At 57.4% G+C, this 21,490-nt stretch carries 26 protein-coding genes and 1 tRNA gene; 14 read left to right on the forward strand and 13 right to left on the reverse strand.

Features of this window, described 5'->3' with window-relative positions:
* The first annotated feature begins 5 nt into the window (after positions 1 to 5).
* From J3P94_RS25795 to J3P94_RS25805, 3 genes are read left to right on the forward strand one after another with little or no spacing between them, the layout of a single operon-like run.
* The gene (locus tag J3P94_RS25795; RefSeq protein WP_434570265.1) at positions 6 to 611 is read left to right on the forward strand and encodes a biliverdin-producing heme oxygenase; all 606 of its coding nucleotides are present in this window, start codon (positions 6 to 8) and stop codon (positions 609 to 611) included.
* Complete coding sequence (locus J3P94_RS25800; protein ID WP_434570267.1) at positions 608 to 2,842, forward strand: ATP-binding protein; 2,235 nt, start codon at positions 608 to 610, stop codon at positions 2,840 to 2,842. Before J3P94_RS25795 ends, J3P94_RS25800 begins: the two co-directional genes overlap by 4 nt.
* Before the next feature lie 40 nt (positions 2,843 to 2,882).
* Positions 2,883 to 3,329 carry a hypothetical protein gene (locus J3P94_RS25805; RefSeq protein ID WP_434570269.1) on the forward strand — a complete coding sequence of 149 codons (447 nt, stop codon included), beginning with the start codon at positions 2,883 to 2,885 and terminating at the stop codon, positions 3,327 to 3,329.
* A 9-nt stretch (positions 3,330 to 3,338) separates the two neighbouring features.
* Here the strand turns inward: J3P94_RS25805 and J3P94_RS25810 are convergent, their stop codons facing one another.
* The gene (locus J3P94_RS25810; protein ID WP_434570271.1) at positions 3,339 to 3,776 is read right to left on the reverse strand and encodes a carboxypeptidase regulatory-like domain-containing protein; all 438 of its coding nucleotides are present in this window, start codon (positions 3,774 to 3,776) and stop codon (positions 3,339 to 3,341) included.
* Positions 3,777 to 4,150: 374 nt separating this feature from the next.
* On the opposite strand from J3P94_RS25810, the gene J3P94_RS25815 reads away from it, so the two are divergent.
* The 7 genes from J3P94_RS25815 to J3P94_RS25845 all read left to right on the forward strand — a co-directional run bounded on the left by J3P94_RS25815 (position 4,151) and on the right by J3P94_RS25845 (position 9,467).
* Positions 4,151 to 4,924: an ABC transporter ATP-binding protein gene (locus J3P94_RS25815; protein WP_434570273.1), complete on the forward strand. Its 774-nt coding sequence runs from the start codon at positions 4,151 to 4,153 to the stop codon at positions 4,922 to 4,924.
* A 13-nt stretch (positions 4,925 to 4,937) separates the two neighbouring features.
* On the forward strand, positions 4,938 to 5,690 hold the full coding sequence (locus tag J3P94_RS25820; protein ID WP_434570275.1) for an ABC transporter substrate-binding protein: 753 nt from the start codon (positions 4,938 to 4,940) through the stop codon (positions 5,688 to 5,690).
* Between the two features lie 78 nt (positions 5,691 to 5,768).
* On the forward strand, positions 5,769 to 6,464 hold the full coding sequence (locus J3P94_RS25825; RefSeq protein ID WP_434570277.1) for an ABC transporter permease: 696 nt from the start codon (positions 5,769 to 5,771) through the stop codon (positions 6,462 to 6,464).
* Positions 6,461 to 7,150, forward strand: a complete 690-nt coding sequence (locus tag J3P94_RS25830) for an ABC transporter permease (RefSeq protein WP_434570279.1) — start codon at positions 6,461 to 6,463, stop codon at positions 7,148 to 7,150. Before J3P94_RS25825 ends, J3P94_RS25830 begins: the two co-directional genes overlap by 4 nt.
* Positions 7,131 to 8,384 carry a methyltransferase gene (locus tag J3P94_RS25835; RefSeq protein ID WP_434570281.1) on the forward strand — a complete coding sequence of 418 codons (1,254 nt, stop codon included), beginning with the start codon at positions 7,131 to 7,133 and terminating at the stop codon, positions 8,382 to 8,384. The genes J3P94_RS25830 and J3P94_RS25835 overlap by 20 nt, the downstream gene beginning before the upstream one ends.
* A 360-nt stretch (positions 8,385 to 8,744) precedes the next feature.
* A tRNA-Thr gene (locus tag J3P94_RS25840) sits at positions 8,745 to 8,820 on the forward strand.
* A gap of 191 nt (positions 8,821 to 9,011) precedes the next feature.
* Complete coding sequence (locus J3P94_RS25845; protein WP_434574342.1) at positions 9,012 to 9,467, forward strand: hypothetical protein; 456 nt, start codon at positions 9,012 to 9,014, stop codon at positions 9,465 to 9,467.
* Here J3P94_RS25845 and J3P94_RS25850 read toward each other — a convergent pair.
* The 4 genes from J3P94_RS25850 to J3P94_RS25865 all read right to left on the reverse strand — a co-directional run bounded on the left by J3P94_RS25850 (position 9,354) and on the right by J3P94_RS25865 (position 12,113).
* The gene (locus J3P94_RS25850) at positions 9,354 to 9,623 is read right to left on the reverse strand and encodes a hypothetical protein (protein ID WP_434570283.1); all 270 of its coding nucleotides are present in this window, start codon (positions 9,621 to 9,623) and stop codon (positions 9,354 to 9,356) included. The genes J3P94_RS25845 and J3P94_RS25850 overlap by 114 nt on opposite strands.
* Before the next feature lie 307 nt (positions 9,624 to 9,930).
* Positions 9,931 to 10,893: a hypothetical protein gene (locus J3P94_RS25855; protein WP_434570285.1), complete on the reverse strand. Its 963-nt coding sequence runs from the start codon at positions 10,891 to 10,893 to the stop codon at positions 9,931 to 9,933.
* 305 nt (positions 10,894 to 11,198) lie between these two features.
* Positions 11,199 to 11,684, reverse strand: coding sequence for a toll/interleukin-1 receptor domain-containing protein (locus tag J3P94_RS25860; RefSeq protein ID WP_322236050.1), 486 nt, complete (start codon positions 11,682 to 11,684; stop codon positions 11,199 to 11,201).
* 282 nt (positions 11,685 to 11,966) lie between these two features.
* On the reverse strand, positions 11,967 to 12,113 hold the full coding sequence (locus tag J3P94_RS25865; protein WP_322236052.1) for a hypothetical protein: 147 nt from the start codon (positions 12,111 to 12,113) through the stop codon (positions 11,967 to 11,969).
* A 395-nt stretch (positions 12,114 to 12,508) separates the two neighbouring features.
* Here J3P94_RS25865 and J3P94_RS25870 point away from each other — a divergent pair, with 395 nt between their 5' ends.
* A complete protein-coding gene (locus J3P94_RS25870; protein ID WP_434570288.1) occupies positions 12,509 to 13,420 on the forward strand; it encodes a helix-turn-helix transcriptional regulator in 912 nt (303 codons plus the stop codon).
* 354 nt (positions 13,421 to 13,774) lie between these two features.
* On the opposite strand, the gene J3P94_RS25875 is transcribed toward J3P94_RS25870, so the two are convergent.
* Positions 13,775 to 13,996 (reverse strand): CopG family transcriptional regulator, encoded by a 222-nt coding sequence (locus tag J3P94_RS25875; RefSeq protein WP_434570290.1) that lies wholly within the window; start codon positions 13,994 to 13,996, stop codon positions 13,775 to 13,777.
* 513 nt (positions 13,997 to 14,509) lie between these two features.
* Here J3P94_RS25875 and J3P94_RS25880 point away from each other — a divergent pair.
* Both J3P94_RS25880 and J3P94_RS25885 read left to right on the forward strand, forming a co-directional pair.
* A complete protein-coding gene (locus tag J3P94_RS25880; protein ID WP_434570292.1) occupies positions 14,510 to 14,788 on the forward strand; it encodes a DUF3077 domain-containing protein in 279 nt (92 codons plus the stop codon).
* Between the two features lie 231 nt (positions 14,789 to 15,019).
* On the forward strand, positions 15,020 to 16,627 hold the full coding sequence (locus J3P94_RS25885; protein WP_434570294.1) for a methyl-accepting chemotaxis protein: 1,608 nt from the start codon (positions 15,020 to 15,022) through the stop codon (positions 16,625 to 16,627).
* Positions 16,628 to 16,691: 64 nt separating this feature from the next.
* On the opposite strand, the gene J3P94_RS25890 is transcribed toward J3P94_RS25885, so the two are convergent.
* Together J3P94_RS25890 and J3P94_RS25895 are read right to left on the reverse strand one after the other, a co-directional pair.
* On the reverse strand, positions 16,692 to 17,369 hold the full coding sequence (locus J3P94_RS25890) for an RES family NAD+ phosphorylase (RefSeq protein ID WP_434570296.1): 678 nt from the start codon (positions 17,367 to 17,369) through the stop codon (positions 16,692 to 16,694).
* On the reverse strand, positions 17,369 to 17,779 hold the full coding sequence (locus J3P94_RS25895; RefSeq protein WP_434570298.1) for an MbcA/ParS/Xre antitoxin family protein: 411 nt from the start codon (positions 17,777 to 17,779) through the stop codon (positions 17,369 to 17,371). Before J3P94_RS25895 ends, J3P94_RS25890 begins: the two co-directional genes overlap by 1 nt.
* Before the next feature lie 313 nt (positions 17,780 to 18,092).
* Between J3P94_RS25895 and J3P94_RS25900 the strand changes: the two genes are divergently transcribed.
* Complete coding sequence (locus tag J3P94_RS25900; RefSeq protein ID WP_434570300.1) at positions 18,093 to 19,016, forward strand: LysR family transcriptional regulator; 924 nt, start codon at positions 18,093 to 18,095, stop codon at positions 19,014 to 19,016.
* Here the strand turns inward: J3P94_RS25900 and J3P94_RS25905 are convergent.
* From J3P94_RS25905 to J3P94_RS25925, 5 genes are all read right to left on the reverse strand, one after another.
* Complete coding sequence (locus J3P94_RS25905; RefSeq protein ID WP_434570302.1) at positions 18,933 to 19,250, reverse strand: AzlD domain-containing protein; 318 nt, start codon at positions 19,248 to 19,250, stop codon at positions 18,933 to 18,935. The two genes, J3P94_RS25900 and J3P94_RS25905, sit on opposite strands and share 84 nt — an antisense overlap.
* Positions 19,229 to 19,942, reverse strand: coding sequence for an AzlC family ABC transporter permease (locus J3P94_RS25910; RefSeq protein ID WP_305497501.1), 714 nt, complete (start codon positions 19,940 to 19,942; stop codon positions 19,229 to 19,231). Before J3P94_RS25910 ends, J3P94_RS25905 begins: the two co-directional genes overlap by 22 nt.
* Positions 19,939 to 20,376, reverse strand: coding sequence for a GNAT family N-acetyltransferase (locus tag J3P94_RS25915; protein WP_434574309.1), 438 nt, complete (start codon positions 20,374 to 20,376; stop codon positions 19,939 to 19,941). The genes J3P94_RS25910 and J3P94_RS25915 overlap by 4 nt, the downstream gene beginning before the upstream one ends.
* 13 nt (positions 20,377 to 20,389) lie before the next feature.
* Positions 20,390 to 21,136: a 2OG-Fe dioxygenase family protein gene (locus J3P94_RS25920; protein WP_305497502.1), complete on the reverse strand. Its 747-nt coding sequence runs from the start codon at positions 21,134 to 21,136 to the stop codon at positions 20,390 to 20,392.
* Between the two features lie 81 nt (positions 21,137 to 21,217).
* The gene (locus J3P94_RS25925) at positions 21,218 to 21,415 is read right to left on the reverse strand and encodes a hypothetical protein (protein ID WP_434570305.1); all 198 of its coding nucleotides are present in this window, start codon (positions 21,413 to 21,415) and stop codon (positions 21,218 to 21,220) included.
* Positions 21,416 to 21,490 lie beyond the last annotated feature (75 nt).

Raw genomic sequence — 21,490 nt, forward strand, 5'->3', positions numbered from 1 at the left:
TCTGCATGTCACCGGCCGCAACCCACCCCTCTTTGATCCAGGCATTGCGGACTGAAACCGCCGAGTTGCATGTCGCCTTGGAAAAACGCCTGCCATTTTTCTCGGAACGGCTGGATCTGGATCTATACCGACGCCTGATGGCGGCCTATTACGGTTTTTACCAGCCATTGGAACAACGGCTTCAGGTATTGGCATTGATTCCGTCCGGGTTGGACCAATCCCTGCGCATCAAGCTTCCGGTATTGCGGGCCGATCTCACGGCGCTGGGCATGGATGCCGCCGCTATCGAGGCGCTGCCCGTTTGCCAGCAACTGCCGCAGATCGACTCCCGCGCGGCCGCCCTCGGCGTCTCCTACGTGCTGGAAGGAGCGACCCTCGGCGGACAGATTCTGCGACGCAGGGTGGCGGAGCAGCTTGGCCTGGATGCCTCCAGTGGCGCTGCCTTTCTCAACGTGTACGGTGAACTCACCGGCTGCCGCTGGAAGGATTTCCTCCAATACCTGGACGACAGGAACCTTGGCGAACCCCAGACGCTCGAAGTCACACGTGCCGCCAAGGCGACGTTTACTCATTTTGAACACTGGCTGGACAGCCAAAAGGTACTGCTATGAACCCGGAAAACCAGGAAGCCTTCGAAGAACTGCTGGCTAATTGCGCAGACGAACCGATTCGCTTCCCCGGTGCCATCCAACCTCATGGCGTGCTGCTGATGCTGTCCGAGCCCGACTTTCTGATCCGTCAGGTCAGCGCCAACGTATTGCAGCTGATGGGACAAGATCCCAACAGATTGCTGGACCAGACGCTTGATGCACTGGTGGGACTGGAGCAGGCGCAAGCCATCCTAATTGCCTGTCACGCGGCCCCGGGAAGCGACAACGCGCCCGTAGCCATCGTCGTGAACCAGCAGCGTTTTGACGCCTTGGTGCATCGCCATCAGGGCGCCCTGATCATCGAGCTGGAACAACACCTGAGCGACTATCGCCCCGAAGGCGTCAGCGGCGAGGCCAACCTGGGCCGCATGCTCCAGCGCCTGCAAAGCGCAAAAGACCTTCAGACGCTGTACGAAATCAGCGTGCGGGAAATCCAAGCCATGACCGGCTACGACCGCGTGCTGATCTATCGCTTTGAGGAAGAAGGTCACGGGCAGGTCATCGCCGAAGCCAGCGCGCCATCGATGGAGCTTTACAAGGGACTGTTTTTTCCAGCCTCGGATATTCCCGAGCAGGCCCGTGAGCTGTATCGCACCAACTGGTTGCGCATCATCCCCAACGCCGACTATATGCCGATACCCCTGGTGCCCGAGCTGCGTCCCGATACCCAGGCGCCGCTGGATCTGAGTTTTTCCACGCTGCGCAGCGTCTCGCCGATCCACCGTCAATACATGAAGAACATGGGCGTGCTGTCGTCGATGAGCATCTCGTTGATGAAAGGCGAACAGCTGTGGGGCTTGATCAGCTGCGGCAATCGCCAGCCGCTGCTCGTGCCCCATGAAATGCGCATGGCCTGCCAGACCATCGGCCAGATCCTGTCACTGCAGATCAGCGCCATGGAAACCCTTGAACTGACTCGGCAACGGGACGCCAAGCTGGAGGACCTACAGGCGCTTGCCGCCGTCATGGCCGAATCCAGCGAAAACGTCTTCGATGGCCTGTGCCGCGAGCCACAACGTCTGATGGACCTCACCGGGGCCAGCGGCGTTGCGATCTTCGAGGACAACAAACTGCATCGCCACGGTCAGTGCCCCGAACCGGAGCAAATCCGCGAATTGCACAAGTGGATATTGGCAACAGGTCAGCCGGTTTTCTCTCACCATAACCTGGGCAGCGTTTTCGCCCCGGCCAAGGCTTTTCAGGATGTAGCGAGCGGGGTGCTGGCGATTCATCTGCCCAAGCCTGTGGAAAACGGCGTGCTGTGGTTCCGTCCCGAAGTGAAGCAAACCATCAATTGGAGCGGCGACCCGCAAAAACCCCTCGACCTGGAAGACAGCGAGACCGGATTGCGCCTGCGGCCGCGCACCTCGTTTGAAATCTGGAAAGTCGAGATGGACGGTATCAGCGCCAAGTGGGGCCATGGCGACTTGTTCGCCGCCAACGACCTGCGCCGCTCGGCCCTGGAAAATGATCTGGCCCGACAGGTGCGCAAGGAGCGCCAGGCGGTGCAAGCACGCGATGAACTGGTGGCAGTCGTGTCCCATGATTTGCGCAACCCGATGACGGTCATTTCCATGCTCTGCGGCATGATGCAAAAGGCCTTCAGCTCCGACGGCTCACACAGCTCGAAGCGAATTGCCTCGGCCATCGACACCATGCAACAAGCCGCCAGTCGCATGAATGCACTGCTGGAAGACCTGCTCGACACCTCGCGCATCGACGCCGGGCGCTACACTATCAACCCTCAGCCGATGGACGTCAGCCAGATCTTCGAAGACGCCTGTTCGCTGCTCACGCCGCTGGCCTCCGCCAAGGCAATCGATATTTCTTTCCATGCCGAGCCCAACCTCAAGATCAACGCAGATCCCGAGCGGCTGTTCCAAGTGCTGTCCAACCTGATCGGCAATGCCATCAAATTCACGCCGCAGCAAGGGACCGTGGGCATCAGCGCGATGTCGGTGGGCGATGAGATCGTGTTCAGCGTCCGCGATACCGGCGAAGGCATCGCCCCTGAACAGCTGCCGCATGTTTTTGACCGCTACTGGACAACCAAGGAAGGCAACCCGAATGGCACCGGACTTGGGTTGTATATATCCAAGGGGATTGTCCAGGCTCATGGCGGTAAACTGCACGCCGAAAGCCAGCCAGGCCAGGGCAGCGAATTTCGCTTTACCGTGCCGAAAATCGACTGAGCCGGGTACCGCCCCCTAACGAATTGGAAACCGAAGCCCAATGGCCTCACTGAACAAACAGCAAAAACGCGCCAAGCGTGCCAAAGACAAAGCCAAGCAGATCCGCATGACCGGGCGAAAATCCATCCCGATGTATGGCGATCCAGCCCATGCAACCGCCCAGCCACCGGTTTACGTACAGGAGTTGTTCGTCAAGCTGCGCGACGCCGAGGCCGTCAGCCGCAGCGAAATGCTCGACACATTGCTGGCCAACGTCAGCGAAATGATCATCGAGCGCCCAGGCCTGCTGGATCTGAAGAACGCCGAAAACGAGAGCATGGCCGCCACCAACCTGGCTGCCGACATGCTGGTGGACTACCGCATGTGGGTCGATGACATGGACCGCGAGGCGGCCCAGCGCTGGCTCAGCACGCCGGAGTTCATCAAGGACTTCAGCGAGGCGCTGGACCGTTATCGCCAGTCGATGGAAGAGTCCGCCGGCGAATAAGCGGGCAGGCTACTCGCTGCTGTTCCAGTGGAACACCAGCTTGCGCGCGGCTCCGCTGCCCAAATCGGCGGTGTCGCGGCGCTCCTCCCCGTTGCGCGTCGCCACCACGCTGTACTTGCCCGGCGGCAGTTGCACATACACCAGCGGGCCCGCATCGCTGAGCGTCAGTAATGTTTGTCCTGATGCGTTCAGCACAGTCACGTCCACATCCGGAACGTATTTGTTCTCCGGACCGATCGCAAAAGTCATGTGCAGGTTGTAACCCTGGGCCTGCCCGATGGCCCGGGCTTCGTCTTCGCCGATGCCGCCGGACAGATAGGTAATCCCGTTCTGCTGCATGGGCTGGATCTGGACGCCTGTGTTGTCGATGGGCGCCAGGTTGGTGGCGTTGAGGAAGATGGGGAACAGCAGCGCGCCTAAAGCGACGAGACGAGATAGCGAGTTCATGGCAACCACTCCTGATTTTGGACGCCATCGTTTGATCGATTTATGAACACCGATGTTTAGATCGATTGGGAGTTGGTTCGAATGCCAATTGGAATAGGCACGCTCATCCGGTTAACCCTTCCCACCCCCGCCCAAAGCTGGCACCATCGCGCCTTTTTTTACGCGACTCCCCAGGCAATTCGCTGACAGGCAGGTTCAAACAGCCGTTCGGTTGTTGACGGCGCGACAGTCTGCTGCGCCGATGCGACAAGCTGCCGCAAGTCGCCGGTTTACCGGTCGTAGCGCTGTTGGCGGCCATCCGGACGCATGCTAGCTTGGCCGCCTCGCCAGGAAGGCTGCCGACAGCAAGGGAGCACATATCATGAGGAACGCACATGGCCCAGGCCACGCCCGCGCTTGAAATCCGCAACCTGCACAAACGCTACGGCCAGCTGGAGGTGCTCAAGGGCGTCTCGCTGACCGCTCGCGACGGCGACGTGATCTCGATCCTCGGCTCTTCCGGATCCGGCAAGTCCACGTTCCTGCGTTGTATCAACCTGCTGGAGAACCCCAACCAGGGGCAGATCCTGGTGGCTGGCGAAGAGCTCAAGCTCAAGGCGGCGAAAAACGGCGAACTGGTAGCCGCCGACGGCAAACAGATCAACCGCATACGCAGCGAGATCGGTTTTGTCTTCCAGAACTTCAACCTCTGGCCGCACATGAGCGTGCTCGACAACATCATCGAGGCTCCGCGCCGGGTGCTCGGCCAGAGCAAGGCCGAAGCCGTCGATATCGCCGAAGCCCTGCTGGCCAAGGTCGGCATCGCCGACAAGCGCCACGCCTACCCGGCCGAATTGTCCGGCGGCCAGCAGCAACGCGCCGCCATTGCCCGCACGCTGGCGATGCAGCCCAAGGTGATTCTGTTCGACGAACCCACCTCTGCCCTTGACCCGGAAATGGTCCAGGAAGTACTTAGTGTGATCCGCGCCCTGGCCGAGGAAGGCCGCACCATGCTGCTGGTTACCCACGAAATGGGCTTTGCCCGCCAGGTTTCCAGCGAAGTGGTATTTCTTCATCAGGGCCTGGTCGAAGAACAAGGGACGCCACAGCAGGTTTTCGAAAGCCCGCTTTCGGCGCGCTGCAAACAATTCATGTCCAGCAACCGCTAACGGAGCAGTACCTATGCAGACCTACAGGAAAATACTCTTGGCCGCTGCGGCCAGCCTGGTCCTTTCGGCCAACGCCATGGCGGACGGCAAACTGAAAATGGGCATCGAAGCAGCCTACCCTCCGTTCAATAACAAGGACGCCAGCGGCCAGGTCGTGGGTTTCGACAAAGACATCGGCGACGCCCTGTGCGCCAAGATGAAAGTCGAGTGCGAAGTGGTCACTTCCGATTGGGACGGCATCATCCCGGCCCTGAACGCCAAGAAGTTCGATTTCCTGATCTCCTCGCTGTCGATCAACGAAGAGCGCAAAGTAGCCGTAGATTTCACCGACCCGTACTACACCAACAAACTGCAATTCATCGCACCGAAAAACGTCGATTTCAAAATCGATAAAGAGTCTCTTCAGGGTAAGGTCATCGGGACACAGCGCTCCACGCTCGCCGGCACCTGGATGGAAGAAAACATGGAAGGTGTCGAACTGAAACTCTACGACACCCAGGAAAACGCCTACCTGGACCTGACCTCCGGTCGTCTCGACGGGATCCTGGCAGACAAATACGCGAACTACGACTGGCTGAAAACCGAAGCTGGCCGGGCTTACGAATTCAAAGGTGACGCGGTGGTAGAGGGCGACAAAATCGCCATCGCCGTGCGCAAGGGTGACAATGAATTGCGCAACAAGCTGAACGCCGCATTAAAAGAGATCGTTGCCGACGGCACCTATAAAAAGATCAACGACAAGTACTTCCCGTTCAGCATCTATTGATCCTGACGTGCCTGACCGGCGCCGCTGTTGTACGGCGCCGGTCCTTAGCAAAGCCTGCCGCGATATGAACACATACCCATGATGATTGACCTCTACGGATTCGGCCCGGCGCTAGCCGCCGGCGCGCTGATGACCGTCCAGTTGGCCCTTTCTGCCTTATGCCTGGGGCTGGTACTCGGCCTGCTCGGTGCCCTGGCCAAGACCTCGTCATACAAGCCGTTGCAATGGCTTGGTGGCACTTATTCAACGCTGGTTCGCGGCATCCCGGAACTGCTCTGGGTGCTGTTGATCTATTTCGGCACCGTTAACCTGATGCGCGCCTTGGGTGAGTACTTCGGCAATCCCGACCTTGCTCTCAACGCCTTCGCCGCCGGCGTCATCGCACTCGGCCTGTGCTTTGGCGCCTACGCTACTGAAGTGTTTCGCGGCGCAATCCTGGCGATCCCCAAGGGCCACCGTGAAGCCGGCGTCGCTTTGGGCCTGTCGAAATGGCGGATCTTTACCCGATTGATCATGCCGCAAATGTGGCGCATCGCCCTGCCCGGCCTGGGCAACCTGTTCATGATCCTGATGAAGGACACCGCGCTGGTCTCGGTGATCGGCCTGGAAGAAATCATGCGACACGCGCAAATCGGCGTAACCATTTCCAAACAGCCGTTCACCTTCTATCTGGTCGCCGCGCTCATGTACTTGGGGCTGACAGTACTCGCCATGATCGGCATGCACCTGCTTGAACAACGCGCGGCCCGTGGTTTCACCAGGAGCACCCAATGAACTGGGAAGTCATCATCAAGTGGCTGCCGAAACTGGCCCAGGGCGCGACACTGACCCTGGAGCTGGTGGCCATCGCCGTGATCGCCGGCCTGTTGCTGGCGATTCCGCTGGGCATCGCCCGTTCATCGCGCCTGTGGTACGTGCGGGCGTTGCCCTACGCCTACATCTTCTTTTTCCGCGGCACTCCGCTGCTGGTTCAGCTGTTCCTGGTGTATTACGGCCTGGCGCAGTTCGACGCCGTGCGCAGCAGCGCCTTGTGGCCTTATCTGCGGGACCCGTTCTGGTGCGCCACCGCCACCATGACCCTGCACACCGCCGCCTACATCGCCGAGATCCTGCGCGGCGCGATCCAGGCCATTCCCCGTGGCGAAATTGAAGCCGCGCGGGCCCTGGGCATGTCTCGCCCCAAGGCGCTGCTGTACATCATGCTGCCCCGCGCCGCGCGCATCGGCCTGCCGGCCTACAGCAACGAAGTGATCCTGATGCTCAAGGCCAGTGCCCTCGCGAGCACCGTGACCCTGCTGGAACTTACCGGCATGGCCCGTACGATCATCGCCCGGACCTACCTGCCGGTAGAGATCTTCTTCGCGGCCGGCATGTTCTACCTGCTGATGTCCTTCGTCCTGGTACAAGGCTTCAAGCAACTGGAACGCTGGTTGCGCGTCGATGCCTGCCAAGGGCGCTGAGAGCGAGGTGTTGACGGGCGAAGCGTTGCTCGCCCGTTTCATGGCTCTGGATGCTTTTCTCACAGAGCACCAGGCGCTATGGAAGCCCCGCCCTTTCACTCTTCTGCAGCTACCTTGGGAAACTTCCCACCCCGAACTGGCCCAATGGCTACGCCAGCGTTCGCTGCAAGCGGCGGAAAACGACCATCACCAGCCGTGGTTGATTGAAGACGCGCCCGCGCCGTTTGCGCAATGGGCCGCTACCGCCCGCGCATTGAGCGTTGTCGCCGAGCTGCCCGCCAGCCTGCTGAAAGCACCAACTCATCGCCTCAACGTCGACGTACCCGGGCGCAAATGGCAGCAGATCGAAGCCTTCGCCAGCCGCCTGAACTTCACCACCAAACCGACCCGCTGGCTCGACTGGTGCGCCGGCAAAGGCCACCTGGGTCGACGGCTACTGCACGACGATCAGCAACTGACCTGCCTGGAATACGACCCCATGCTGGTCGCCGCCGGCCAGCAACTGAGCAAGCACCACAACCTGCCCGCTCTTCACTTGCAGCAAGATGTAATGGCGACGGACGCGGCCCAGACGATCCAACCGGAACACACCCCGATAGCCCTCCACGCCTGCGGCGACCTGCATGTGCGGCTCATGCACCTAGCGAGTGCCGCCGGCTGCGCACAAATGGCTATCGCACCGTGCTGCTACAACCGCATCAGCACGGCGCGGTATCAACCGCTGTCCGATGCGGCCAGCCAATCCCGCCTGCAACTGTCGCTGGACGACCTCGGCCTGCCACTGAGCGAAACCGTCACCGCCGGCGCGCGCGTCCGACGACAACGGGACAAATCCATGGCCCGACGCCTGGCCTTCGACCTGCTGCAAAGGCAAATCCGCCGCAGCGACGACTATCTGCCCACACCGTCATTACCGAGCGCCTGGCTGGAAAAACCGTTCGCCCGCTACTGCACCGACCTGGCGGCCCTGAAGAATTTATCCACAGTCGGTTTCCCCGATTGGGAGCAACTGGAGGCTGCGGGTTATCTACGCCTGGCCGAGGTGCGCAACCTGGAATTGGTGCGAGGCCTTTTCCGACGGCCGTTGGAGCTTTGGCTGGTGCTGGACCGGGCACTTTTCCTTAGCCAAAAGGGTTACGAAGTGCGCCTTGGCATCTTCTGCGAAGCACCTCTTACGCCAAGAAATCTATTACTGCTGGCAGAGCGTCAGCCACACGCGACAGCCTGTGGATAACTCTGTTGATGAAATATGCCTGGATCCAAGTAAGTCGTGATTTTCTGAGCGTCTCCAAGCTGTTCATTTTTTGTTCATATGGATAAAAAACCATGAAAACAGGGATTTGCGCGCAAACGAGAAAAGTGTCACAAAAAGGAAAGATTCCGTTCGGCGCTTCCTTCCCATTGTGCATAAGCGCCAAAACAAACCGACATAACGGTTGGTTTTAACGCCGTCAGGGCAGCATTTTCGCTGGCCGTGCGTCGATTGATGCCCGCACAAAGGCGACGCCGCGCCACCGAGCCACGGCCTGCATAAAAATAGTCAGAATTCAGGGGTTTACAGAACCCGCCCAATCGCTATAATCGTCGCCCACACGCCGGTATAGCTCAGTTGGTAGAGCAACTGACTTGTAATCAGTAGGTCCCGGGTTCGACTCCTGGTGCCGGCACCATACAAAATAAGGCCTCGCAGCGATGCGGGGCCTTGTTGCTTCTGGAATACATAAAATTCGACGTAAAATCCGTCATCCTTCAGCGTTACGTTCGCAGCGTTTCAGTTTCCAGTCCCTTTCGATTCACGTATTACTATCTCCGTGCCACCTCCGATAAGCGACCCCTCGTGAATCTCATGGTGGAAATAATCATGGAGCAGAAAATGAACACGCCGGAAAAACTGAAATCCGCTCTCGACGCTTACAGGCAGAGACAGGAACAGAAGGATCAGCGCATCAAATTTGAGCTGGAGCAGCTGAGAACCTCCGTTAAAGAATTTTTTCAGATGACCAATCGATACGTTTACAACGTTGTCGCGCCATTTCATGAGCCTGTTCAGATCACTGCTAGGTTCGGCGACGAATCTATTGGCTTCGATACGCAGAAAATTATATTCCCTGTAACAGATCACCGCATCGAGTTCATACCTACCTTTACACGGAACAATGAGTTCGGGTTTCGCACCAGTGGGTTGCAACAAGAACTCTTGATCCTACCGAAACAAAACAGGTGGCAAGCCTATTCCCAGGACGGCACGGTCATCGAATCGGAATTCACCTCTGAGTACTTCGTGTCCCTCTTGATGAGCGTGATCCCAAACAATTAGGCCCCCCTCCTCTGCCCTTCGCCGGGCAGAGGATATCTTCTTGCACAACTGAGTTTTGACCTCAACGCTGTAGCTGAAGCCTCGGGCATCGGGCCGGAACTGTTTCACGCTGGTACACCCACCGAACCCCGTGACGTCGATGTAGATATAGGTCACGCGGTAGCGGTCGCAGATCTTGCGAATCGCTTCAGCCTGCGAGAAAAAAGGGGACTAAGAAAAAAGGGGACAGATTTATTTTTCGAAAATAAATCAGTCCCCTTTTTCACAGGTTCATAGAGCATTGTCTCGCCAGCCATGACGAGACGACACGATACTACTATCTGCTTACTATCCGACTGCTCGCTCGGCGCCTAGAAACGTCATGGGCTTTCAATCTCAAACTGGGATGTGATTCAGATAGTCACGACCGACAGCAACCGGCTCAAAGCAGACGTCAACATGAGTAGGAAATGCCTGCTCTGCGTCAAAGTGAATAAATCCTCTCGTGCACGCCACTCTTCTTGACTTTCGACGATTCGAACGCATAGTCATGCTCATCAAAATTACACTCCGAAATAAAATGAGTGTATTTCAAACTCTTCACGCGAGCCATGGTCTTGCTTTTACGCAACTCCGTTGTTTTATTCTGAACATTCAATTCAGGTTTGAAGTAATTGATCAAACCGGCCTCGGCGGCGAGCACAAGATTTTCTTCCCCTAAGGTCATATAGTCTTTAGGTTGTTTGATGACCATGCCGTCGCGAGACGCCATCGCCTCGAACTGTGGCGTGAAGAAGTACAGATAGATTTCCGCATTGTCCTCGCATTCTGCTTGGGCTTGCTGCACACGCTTGTGCCCGTCCATTCGGTCAGACAGCTCCATGGCCTTGCCGATATACATAACTTCGTACTTTTCCGGAAGGTCATCGGTAACACGCAGCAGTTGATGAGCAAAGATGATATGCCTATTTTCATCCTTGGGCATCGGGTCCACAGGTGTCAGAAAATGGTAGGCGATTGCCCGATCCGCACGCTCCTTCTCCCCGCTTCCCGGCATGACGGCTGCAACCATGGGCTCTCGCTTCAACAGGCGCTCATACTCATCTGCGGACTCTACATATTGAATCATTGATTGCAGATGGGCCGGTGTCGGAAAGAATTTTTTATTGATAGCCGGCGCGCCGTGCATCAGTTGAGCAATGTCGACCTTGTGAGGGCGCGACAGCATGCCCTGTGAGGCATACTTAAACACGATCTGGCACTTTTTGCTCAGCGAGGCACTGGAAAATCGCACTTTACGTCGTTTTACGAGAAAATAGATTCGCCCGCTTCTGAATCTATCCACCTCCTCTAGAGGCACTTCGAATTCGCGATACAACTTATCAGGCGTAATAAAGAATGCGTCTACAAGATGAGACTTAAGAATTTTGAACGGTGGCTTTATCATAACTAATCCTTAGGCGATATAATCCCACGACACCGGGCCAATTATATCGATTCACCTAACACTCTATAGATATTCAATGACAACCTGCGGCCAATTACCAATGGCAATTATCGAGCCAAAGCTGCTACACCCGAGCCCTACGCTGCCAACCGACCCCTATCTGCTCTTTACAGAGAGCAGATAGGGATCGGAAACAGGCTCCAACTCTTGCGCTAACAGTTTCTCCAGCGGTCAGTCTATTCGAATAAAACGAAGAACTCTTTCACGCAAGCGCAGCAGGATAACGAACCAACTGATTGCCAAATCTAGAACGCGACCAACTCGGCAATCTTTTCAGCTATCACCGACATCGAATCTTCAGCGGTGTCCAGGCCGCTTCGGGAGGCGAGTAACGGGCTGACATTGCGAAGTGCGTCGTATGTAGTGTTATGCACGATGGGAACTAGTTGGTTACTCGCCAAGAGCGTGGAAAGCTCTTTGTCGGCAACGCTTTCTTTGGGGAGGCGAGCCAACAGCGCGGGAGTCACCAGCACGAGTCCAATTCGCGAATTTGCTAAGCCTTTGTCGATGGCGCGCATCATCGGAACACCGAGCCCAAGATCCTTCTCGCTAAACCAAACCTTGACACCAGCAGCTACTAGAAGCTCGTGCAGCTCTTTGGCCGCCCCTTGCCGATCGTCCCACGCGTGGCACAGAAATACGTCACGCAGGTCAGGTTGCGCCGCTGCTCGCGTCTCAATGGTCTGGCGAATTGGCTGAAGTGATTGCACTTGATCCAATGTGTATGACACGGACGAACCAGCTTTGGACCAGCGTGGCCTTGAACCACCGCCCGATCTGCCAGCCCCGCCACTATTGCTATAGCTGCTATAGCTACTCCCACTGCTACCAAATGATGGGGTGTAGGAGCGAGAGCTGCTGCGGTAGCGGCACGCAGGGCAGGCCGCTGCCGCTGCAGCTGAGCTATGTCCGCGTATTGGTGCTGTACATCTAGACATGTCGTAACCCTTTCATATACGAAGCGAGTGGCCTTCAGGACACAAAATGTGTCCTGGGCTCTGTTTAAGCGATTATCAATTGGTCGCTTTTGGGCGAATGACGATACGGAACGGTTGCCCGTTAGCACGTCGAATCACCTTCCCCGACTTGGTGGTGATGGTCATCCGGTAGATAACCTCGCCTTCCCCATCGGGTTTTTCGAACATCTCAAGCTGGGACATGGAATGCCTCCTTCGAGATGGCTCAAACACAGAACTCGCTCCCTTGCGAAAGGACCCCATAGGGGCTACCATCCACAAGCTTTTTCCACAAAGCGCGAGAGACACCTGGAGCCGATTCAGACGTCTTTTTCCGAAGGCCGGTCAAGTTCGTACCTTGACCGGCTTTTGTGTTTCTGGCGTTCTGACATTTCATCCGAGCCATCTTTTTGAAGCGCCTAAGGTGCTACAGATGAGCATAAGAACAAGCCATAAGCGAAATGTATCATCGTCATTTTGATTACGTCAAGCACTCTCATGTGCTATCGTGGGATCTCAGATGCGCTCGACCAGACGTTGGGGGCATTCCGCAAGGCAGGTAAGAAGGCAATACCGTAAGAAGGCAAGACGGAGAGCAAATGATTGATTTGAGCGAATATAGCCAGGCGCAACGGGAGCGTCTGGTGTACATAGATTTCCGACTGTATTTCACGGGGACCGTTTCACGCACTGACCTCATGGATAGGTTCGGGGTGGGCGCGGCAGCTGCCACCCGTGATTTCGCGCAGTATCGAGAGATTGCTCCTCAGAACACTGAGCTCGACACTGTGACCAAGCACTACGTGATGCGCGAGACGTTCTCGCCTCTAGTCGCGCATTCGCCTGAGCGCGTGCTCACGGCTCTCTCCCATGGGTACGGATACGGTCTGGATGGAGAGAAGCCATTCATCCTAAATGAATCGGTTTTGCTGCTCAGCAAGCCGAAAGTAGAGGTTTTGGCGCCAATCTCGCGCGCAATCAGCCTCAACCAAGTGGTGAAAATCAGCTACACCTCGGGCTCGGGAAAATCTGAACGGGAAATTGTGCCGTTCGCTATCAGTTGCGACGGCTTGCGCTGGCACGTCCGCGCGTACGATCGTAAGCGCGGAAAGTTTGTGGACTTTGTTCTAGCTCGAATCGGATCTGCTCAAGTTCAACTGGGAGAAAAGCCACTCGCCAAAGAGAACCAGAAGAACGATGACCAGTGGAATCGAATGCTCGACCTCCCTCTTGTCCCTCATCCTGATAAGGATTGTGCACAGATCATGATGTGCGACTACGACATGCCTGACGGTGTCCTAAGGCTTCGAGTTCGTGCGGCCATGGCTGGGTACGTCTTGCAGCAGTACCACGTGGACTCCTCGCCTGACCACAGCATCAAAGACAAGGCCTACCGCCTATGGCTTAGCGATCCCTTGGCTTTGTACGGGGTGGAGAGCTCAATGTTTGCGCCCGGATACAGAAATCCAAATTTTGACGAGGCGGAAAGCGATAAAGTTGAAGCCAGCTAAACGAGCTGCGCTTTACGTAAATCGCGTCCAGGCATTTTCACTTTGCCAGGCAGAGTTTTTTTCGGGCTCACTATCATCTCCGTGATCATTTGGTGGTTTGGCTCTGATGCAGAACCTACTACGTTCCTAGTGGAAGACAATCGGGCGAGTGCCCGAGGATAGTTTTAGAGATAGAAGCGCATAACCCTAACAATAAATAAATTATAAATCATATAGATATAAAGTCTTTCGACTCCTGGTGCCGCACCATACAAAACGAAGCCCTCGCAGAAATGCGAGGGCTTTGTTGTTTCTAGCGGTAGAAGAGACTGCGCTTGAGCCCCGACACACTTCCTCTCAAACCACTCGCTCAAGCTACATCGTCCCCCAGCGCCGGGCGCGCATCGCAGCAACCAGATCAGCGGAGGCGAATCTCCCTCGATCGGCCTCGTCTACGGCCATTTCAATCTGTGCGGCCAAAGCCTTCTCATGCTCGGTACAGTCGCGAAGGATGTGATTGTCAACTCCGTCCATCCTAGGCAGGTCAGCAGGAGAGCTCGAAGGATGTTCCGGCAGGTTTAGAGTTATTTCGGTCATGACTACCTCAATGATGAAGTTTCGGGCCGGCACGCTTTCTACGCTTGATTGGAGAGCTGCGACGACATCAGCAAGCACTGCTTTCACGATTACCTATGATGAGTATCTTTCGACTGCACCATAAAATTACCTAAACCTCACCCGCCAGCATAGCGCCACGATTGCACCCTACCCAATCGCCCGCTACTCTCCAACCGTCGCTGCCAATTCAGCGACCGGGCCTGAGAACCCGGGTAAGATGCAGGCGCTACAGCGCCCGAATCACGTTTTGCGGCGTTTTTTTATGTCCGCAATCCGTGCAATGGCGGCTGTGCGTGGGAGACCTTCGGGTCTGCCGGGTTCCTGTATCTCCGGTTTCTCAGCCTGCGCACAGCTGCCACCCATTCGCCTGAGAACGAACGTGGCAGCTCTCAACTGATATGGGAGTCTATCGATGCACGCCATGGATCTGCTGCAGTCTCGCTTTATCACTTTGCCAGCCACCCGCCGCCAATTGGCGATCGGAGGCGCGCAATGACCAATCCCAAAGACCTCAAAACCCCAGGCCTAACCCCCTTCTCCTACCACTCCGACCGCCCCCTGTTCCGCGTCAACAGCGGCATTCCCATCGGCGAAGCCCTCTCCCATGCATCCGATCTTCTCCACATTGCCATGCGTCTGGCCGATGATGCGGCGATGGTTCGGGGTACGGATCGTTATGCTTGGGCGTCGTGTTATTTGCAGGAGATGAGCAAAGCCGTTATCGACGACGTAGTAAAGGTGCTGGAGGCGCCGGGGAGTAATCCCGCATAAGGGGCAGTGACGCGATGCTGCTCCGTGTGCGGGGCAGCATTGGGTTTCGTCTGTGCAAAGAGGGGCCGCTTCGCAGCCCAGCGGGAGCAAGCTCCCTCGCCACGAGATTAGTGGAGCATTCATCTATTTATTTTCGCCGCCGATAGCCTCAATCAAGAGCATGCCTTTCCAAGGCTCGGCGAGCGCTCATCTACACTTGCCCGAAATCCCCCGCTCCAGGAGCAACAAGCGATGAAAATCCGCACCAAGGTTGTAGGTTCGGGGTTGGTCAGCCTGTTTTTTGCGCTGTTGCTGGGTGGTATCGGGCTGTGGGGTTACCACGCCATGACCGAGGCCCTGGCGCAGAACGAGACCAGTATTTCGGCGATGCGCAAGCACATGGAGGCGGACATGATGCACGACGCCATTCGTGGCGATGTGTTGGCTGCCTTGCTGGTTGCACCGGGAGATGCCGAGGGCGCGAAGGAAGTCACCGAGGCGTTCGACGAGCATTCGCAGCGGATGCGCAAGGTTATCGCGGAGAACGCCGAAGCTCGGTTGCCGGGTACGATTTCACAAACCATTGCCGAGCTGAAGCCTCAGGCCGAGGCCTATATCGCCTCGGCGAAGCAAGTGATTGGCAAGGCGTTGAGCGGGGCTCAGGATGGCCGGGCGTTGCGTACTGAGTTCGATAAAGCATTTTCGGCGCTGGAAGAGCGTAACGAAGCGGTCAGCGAATTGATCGAAAGCCAGGCGCAAGTTTCTCGCGAACATCAGGACCACAGCATCCATACCTCGGAGCGCTGGTTGATCATTACCTTGCTGGCCACCTGCGTGGCGCTTGCATTGCTGTCATGGAGCCTGCTCAAGGCGGTGCTCACGCCGCTGAACAAGATCATCATCAATACCCAGGCGATTTCTCAAGGCGATTTGCAGCGCTCGATGGGCCCTCATGGCGATGATGAGCTGGGCCAGTTACAGGCGGTGATCGAACAGATGCAGGCCAACTTGCGGCAGATGATCGCGACGATCCGTAGCCAGAGCGATGAGTTGCATGGCACGTCCCGCAATCTGGGCGATACGGCGCGGCAGATTGTGTCCAGCGCCGACCAGCAAGCCCAGAGCGCTACCAGCATGGCGGCGAGCATGGAGCAGATGATGGCGAACATCAGCCAGATCCATCAGCACGCCGACAGCGCGCGGACGATTTCGGCGCAGTCCGAACAACTGGCGAGCAGCGGTGGGCAAGTGATTCTGGGGGTGGTGGAAGGCATGAACCGGATCGCCGAGGTGGTCAACCAGTCTTCCAGCAAGATCACCGCCCTGGATGCGTCGTCCGAGGATATCCATTCGATCATCCAAGTGATCAAGAGCATCGCCGAACAGACCAATCTGCTGGCCCTCAACGCCGCTATCGAAGCTGCTCGAGCCGGCGAGGCGGGCCGCGGTTTTGCGGTGGTGGCCGATGAGGTGCGCAACCTGGCGGCGCGCACCACTCAGTCCACCCAGGAGATCACCGCGATGATCGAGCGCATCCAGTCCAGCGCCCGGGATGCGGTGGCGAACATGCAGGCCTGCGTCAGCCGCGTGGACGAAGGCGTCAACCTGGCCCAGCAGGCCGGCGTGTCGATCAGCGAAATCCGCACGGGCGCACGGCATGCCGCCGAAGTGGTGGAGGAAATCTCCCAGACCATTGCCGAACAATCAAAAGCCAGTGACGAAATGGCCCAGCGGGTAGAAGCAATAGCCGAGCAGTCTCGGGAAAACACCCGCTCGATTCACGATCTGACAAAAACGGCTGACCATCTGAACGACGCCGCGGGCTCGATGCAGGCTTCGGTGCAACAGTTCAAGATTTGATCAACCACGTCCACATGTAATTGGACTAAAGGAGCTTGCCCGCTAGCGCACGGCAGCTCCTTGTTCACACCTGACTCACCTCGAATACAAACGAAATCTCCCGTTTCTGCGCACTCCACACGTAACGAATGTGCTTGCCCTGCACCGGAATCGACACCGCCGGCGGGCGAAACGCGGCCACGCATTCGTGACCGGGCAAGCGGACGCTGTTGTACAGCAATCCCCACGACAAGGTTTCCCGCAGCTCCCGGGCAAATACCTGGGACGGGCCGTAGGCGTCAGGGTCCGGGTTGTGCAGATGGGGATAGTCGTGGCGAATGTCGTGCAGGGGTTTGACGATCTTGTTGACGTAGGTGCGCATGGTCAACTCCAGGTCGGGCTCGTTGGTCGCGCCAAGGAAGCGTGCCTGGTGGTAGCAGGTCTCGGCAATCGCGGCTTCCTGGCTGCTGGCAGCGTAGTAGACGCCGAATGTGCCGTCGCTGAAGCGGCTGCGCTTGCCGATGTGGGTGAATGCCGCCATCACCGGCGACGAGCCCGGGCCGGAAACCCGGTCTTCGGGGCGTACCCGGGACAGCACGCCGGCCTCTTCCATGAGCCGGTCATTGGTCAGCGCTTCGAGGGCGTAGGCGGTGGGCAGGTCTTCGGGATCAAGCACGTCTTCGAACAGCGTGATCGGCGGAAAGCTGCTGTTGACGATCCGATAGGCCCGTTTCCATTGCGGGTCCGCCAGTGGTGGCGTCATCAGCCGCGCACTCCGTCGAGGTATCGCCGCACATCGGCGATGTCCACCACTCGCCCGGTCAGCATGTAGGAAAGCGCCGACTGGCCGTTAAATGGCGCCGCGTTATTGGGACTGCTGACCCATTGATACACGCGGTCCCGGCTGTTGCTGAAGATGATGCTCAGGGCTTTATGAATACCCATGAGGTAAGAGATTCGCTCGAGGGTATCGCGCGGCAGCCTTACGTTGTCGGGTAATTGTTTGTACTTGTAGAAAGTCGTGTTCCCTACCTTGCCCAACAGCGTGCGCTGCTGCTCGACGCTGCAGCCCCACAACTCCATGAGGTTGAAGAAGAACTTCAACGCGATTCGACCCGCGTCCGGGGAATCCAATTGTTGCTGTGCGTTGAGCGTGATGGAGGAAGTCGCCATGAGGTTTGGGCTCCTGTATTACGGACTGTTGCGTAAAGACTAATACATAAACGGATAAAAATTAAGTTTTAATTCGCAAGCGAATAGATTAAAGACCAGGAAGTCTGGATTTACCCGCAGATGTTTCGGCCTATACACAGCACCAGCAAAAAATCAGAATCGCGCATAAGCTCCAATCATCGCCTGCCGGAGCTTTTCGCCACAAAACCGCGACAACCGTGGCAAGGTGCTTGATGATAGCCAGCATCGCACCGCCAGACCCTGGCCAGGTGCCAAATAACAGCGAGCCCACTTAAGCAGAGGGCATTACCTCATGGATAGCAGAACCTTACGCAACCTCATGCGCATCGTGCAGACCGGCTCGTTGTCGGCTGCGGCGGAGCAGTCGTGCCTGACGGTGCAGGCATTGGCGGCACAACTGAACAAGGTCGAGGAACAATTCGGGTTTCGGTTGTTCCGCCGCTCGAACAAAGGCCTCGCATTGACCAGCCAGGGCTCGGAACTGACGCCCTTCATGGACCAGGTCCTCGCGGCCACCCGGCAGCTGGAGGAAAAAGTCGCGGCGCTCAAGGCGCCCAGGCGACGTACCCTCAAGGTAGCGCTCAACACGACGCTGCCGGCGGAATTCAATCGACGGATGATCGAACGCCTGATCGCCGTTTTCCCCCAGTATCAGTTGGAGTTCAGCTACGCCGAATCGATGGAGAACCTGAGCAAGCTCAAGAACGAGCATTTTGACCTGGCGATCCTGGTCGGACAGCCGAGCGGATTTACCAGCATTCCGATGCCGGATGTCCAGGTACGCGTGGTCGGCGCTCATTGTGGCGAAGAAGATGATTCCCTTGGCCTGCTGGGTGACCGGTTCCAGGTGCGTCCGGCCGAGGAATGTCCTTATTCGCGCAGTTTCCTGCGCTTCCTCGATGCCGGTCTCGGTGAATACGGGCCGAGCCAGCGAATGGTCTATTCCTGCAGCGAAACCCTGACGCTGTCGTTGATTACCCAGCTCGACGGTTTGGGCCTTGTCTCCCGGGACGCGGCGCTGCGCAACGGCTTGGCTATCTTCCCGGATTTCGAGGACTTCCTGGAGGTACGCCTGGCGGTAAACAACCCTGAGCTTTCCGACCAGGCGCTGCATGATGTGGTGGACCTGACGCTACAGGAAAGAACCGAGCGCGATATACGCCGCCGTGCCCACCGCCACACTGAGAAACAGGTTGCGGCTGAAATACGCACATAGCAGGGTCGGAATCGCGGCGTAGAACTCTGGACGGTCGAGCTGTATCTGCTGGTCCTTGATCAACAACGGCGTCAGGGTGATCGCAGCGACGATCGCCACCGGCAGGTATTCCAGTGCACGGGCAACGAAGGGTGGCCAGTTTTCGGCGTTGACCTGCAGCGGCAAGGCCCGGGGCAGGAAGGTCACGGCCATCATCAGGACCACAACCAGGATCAGGAACGTTTGGTCAGGCATACGCCCACCCCGCAGCCAAAAAACGTGGCAATGAATACGTTGAACGGCGAACTGCCCAGCAGGCTCAGCGCGCCCATGCAGGCCACGGCCGCCAGCGCCGCGATCAGTTTGTTACGGGTGTTGCACAGCGAAACCAGCACATAGAGCATCATCGCGGTCAGGGCGTAATCGAGCTGATACTTGATCAGGTGCGCGGCGTATTGCGCACAGACAGCACCCAGCAAACCGCCCAGCACCCAAGACGTGTGGCAGAAGAGGTTGAAACCGATCAGGTAGCGCACGCTTACCGGCGCCCCGCTGCCAAGCTTGACGCTGTGGAAAGCGAACGATTCATCGGTGAGCCCCGACGCGTAGCACCAGCGCTCGAAGCGGCTAAGCCCCAGTGCTCGCAAAGCCTTGGCCATATAGACAGACATCAGCATGTGACGGGCATTGATCAGGAATGTCGTCAGCACGATGGTGGTCAAGGAGGCCCCGCTGGAAATCAACGCCAGCGCGGCGAATTGTGAAGCTCCCGCGTACACGAACAGGCACATCGCAACTGGCAGCCACAAAGGCAAGCCGGCGTTGACCGCCATCAGACCGAACACAAACGAAACCGTGAAATAACCCGCTACCACCGGACTGGCTTCAGCAAAGGTTCGCGAGGCTTGTGGTTCGACCGCCAGCGGCTGGCTGGAAGTCTTGTTCATAAATCCCTCTCGAAAGTGATTTCACCCCGGGGTTCGCAAAACCCTTGGGCCGCCCAGAAACGCTTGCCGGCCAGATTGGCTTCGTCGACGAACAGAAACATGCGCAGCACGCCGACCCGCTTCATGTCGGCCGATGCCGCCTCCACCAGCCGCTGGCCCAGGCCTTGAGTGCGATGCCTTGGGCTGACGGCCAGGTGATTGATGGTGCCGCGAGTGCCAAGCATACCGCCGATGACCGCGCCGACGACGTCACCCGTCGCATCGAAGGCCAGGTAGGCAGTGGTGGTTTCCTGCAGCAACACCCCGCGCAGGAACCGGGCATCCTGCCATTCGCAGAATGACACTTCGGCAAAACCGCGAAAAAACTGCTCCAGTCGTTCGGCGTCCCTGACCATGGCCCGGCGCAGCAGGACCTGCTGCGCCGACTCATCCATGGGTTCGAGCTGTTCAGCGAACAATGTCGAAAGCGGTCCCGGGCCGCGAAAAGGAAATCGCCAGAATCTGCCTGAAGGCCATTTCATGGCTATGGGTGTTGCGGGCAGGGGTCACGTAATGGCGCATGTCGCGATCAAGGAAGAACGTCGTGTCGAGGATGTCCTCGTAGGTGGTCGCCGCCAGTTGCTCTTCCTGGGGACTGTAGAGACGGCTTTCAGCGCCCGCCACATTGTTGCGGCCCCAGAAGTGCACGCCGCTGAACGGATACCCATCGCAATGGATGCCCTCGGGGGTGATTTCCAATTGCTTGCCCGGCTTGATCTCGATGCGGATCTGGTGGATCTGGCACTGCCAGATCTCATCGTGCAATTCCTGCGGAAGGACGTTCTTGTACACCTCGAAGTCCGTGTCGATCAGGCTGCGCATGACCGGCGAATTGATCACTTCGTTGGAGAAATCCTGGAAGTGCCGCTCCAGCCCGCCGACATAGCTGTTGTTGGCCTTGGACTGGACATAGGCCCGGTGCTCGAGTTGCTTGAGCTCACGGGTTGCGGGGTTGTATTCGAAATCGCTATAGCGACGGAAACGCATGCCGGACTCGGCCTGACCGTAATAGCTGTCGGGCTCCATGTTTTCCCAGCTTTTGGTCAGCCGGACAAAGTCGCCGAAATGACCGTAGAGATTGAAGTCACCACCGCGGACGTTGACGTATTTGTCACGCCTTAGCGCTTCGCCCACTTCCCTGTTCAGTACGATCATTTTTCTCAGGTCTCCACTGCAATGAGCGGACTAATCTATTAGGTGCAGGATTTCCGTCCATGAGAAAGTATTTGAGGCATTTCAAGCCGCGCTTGAAACGGTGCAAAAAACTTCGTTAGTGCGACTTTTTGCCATGGAGATCACGCTCAAGAGGTCCTTTTTAAAGCAAGCGCTGGTAAAAACATTGCCGCTGCCCTGAATGCGCAAAAACCGACGCAGCACCACGCCACCTGTTAGGCATTTTTCTGTGAAAAAACCGGCCCAGCCCGCCTGAAGCATTCCTGAAAAACCCTGGACCCGCCGGCTCGCGGGCGTTCCCAATTACCTGGCTCATTCCTTGATAGACGTGGGGCC

It is taken from the genome of Pseudomonas sp. Z3-8, from assembly GCF_051131975.1.
Classification (GTDB): domain Bacteria; phylum Pseudomonadota; class Gammaproteobacteria; order Pseudomonadales; family Pseudomonadaceae; genus Aquipseudomonas.